Below are 809 nucleotides of genomic sequence, written 5' to 3'. Positions count from 1 at the left end.
CCGATCGTCGCGCGCAGCACCGGCGGCCATTCGACGGGCACCCAGCCCAAGGCGGTTCGCTGATGGTCAGTGTGCATGCAAATTCGTCCCTCGCTTGGGTGATCTGGCCGCGAGCGTCATGTCGTCAGCGGGTGGATTCGGGCGGTCACGAAAGCGCAAGCCCTTCAGCCAAAGCCTCGCCGCCTCCCAATGGATCGCGAGCATGACTTTGACGGTCACAAGCGGAATCCCAAGGAAATTGCGCAACAATGTCCGATCGCTCAGTGACTGGCGTGACGCAACCAGGCATGCGCTAAGCATCGTTTCGCCGCCTTCGCTCGCGGCGATGGCGAGCGCAAAATGCTCGGCCGGCAGGTTCAAGCGGAAATGATAGGTTTGGTTCATGGCCATGAACGGCGACACGTAGAAGGTCTTGTTGCAGTCGTGCCGGATGCCTGTGTCGCCAGCGTCGGCCGCCGCCACATAAGCGTGGCGTGCGCCGAACGTGTTGTGAACCTGATAAACGATCGCCGCGAGCTGGCCCGAGTTTCGGTAGCAGAAATAGAGGCTGAGGGGATTAAAACTGTAGCCGAGTGTCCGCGGCATGCAGAACAACTGAATCCGCCCGCCGGCCAGATCGATACCCGCTTGTTCGAGATGCCGCTCGATCTGAGCGCGCAGTGGCGTTGCTCCGGCGTCGCCGTGATCGCGGTCGTACAGTGCGAACAGGTTGAACCGGTTGTGCGAGAGAAGCCGCAACCGAGAGCTGAGCGTTGGCATCTCGTCGAGATCGAGCAGCAGCCAAAAAACCTGAACCTTATAAAAAACTA

At 60.1% G+C, this 809-nt stretch carries 1 protein-coding gene; it reads right to left on the bottom strand.

Annotated elements, in window-relative coordinates; all coding sequences use genetic code 11:
* Positions 1 to 66: 66 nt before the first annotated feature.
* A partial coding sequence (locus tag NS334_RS17140; protein ID WP_058757017.1) for a DUF1365 domain-containing protein occupies positions 67 to 809 on the bottom strand: 743 nt, incomplete at its 5' end.

Origin of the sequence: Sphingomonas endophytica (genome assembly GCF_001476895.1) — a bacterium.
Classification (GTDB): Bacteria; Pseudomonadota; Alphaproteobacteria; order Sphingomonadales; family Sphingomonadaceae; genus Sphingomonas; species Sphingomonas endophytica_A.
The sequence above is the reverse complement of the archived record's forward strand: the minus strand, read 5'-3'. Positions and strand labels throughout refer to the sequence as shown.